1 protein-coding gene is annotated in these 516 nt (G+C 33.5%); it reads left to right on the top strand.

The features are described 5' to 3' along the window. Positions 1-10 precede the first annotated feature (10 nt). Positions 11-516 (top strand): YheC/YheD family protein (locus tag AC1DUA_RS40365; RefSeq protein ID WP_477504983.1); only part of this gene is annotated, 506 nt, incomplete at its 3' end.

The raw sequence follows: 516 nt of genomic DNA, 5'->3' as shown, positions 1-516 counted from the left end.
GGTAGATATAATGAAAAAAGTGAAATACAAAATGGGGAAATTAGGCAAACATATTTTCATGCAAAAATATAGCAATATAAATAAGGTATTACCTGACACAGAAGCAGCAACAAAATCTAACATCTTTAATATGATAAGTAAGTATGACTCTCTTTACTTAAAACCAGATGAAGGCACCGGAGGTCGTGGAATATATAAAATAACTAAAACCGAAAATGGTTTTGTTTTAAGAGGTGGAACTACTTCAAGAAATTATGAAACCTTTGATGCTTTATACAGTTCTCTTCACAAGTTCTTATATAAAAACAAATATGTTGTTCAACAAGGTATTGATCTGTTAAAACATGACGGTCGCTCATTTGATATACGGGTTATGGTGCAAAAGAACAGAAATGGACAACTCCAAACGACTGGTATAATTGGGCGGTTGGCTAAACCGAGCAAAATAGTAACTAATTTCCACAGTGGTGGCACACCATTAAAAATAGACACATTACTCAAATCACATCTCAGAGG

The sequence above is a fragment of the Paenibacillus sp. 01T422 genome (assembly GCF_056398785.1).
Note: the sequence above shows the minus strand (reverse complement) of the source record. Positions and strands in the feature narration are given on the sequence as shown.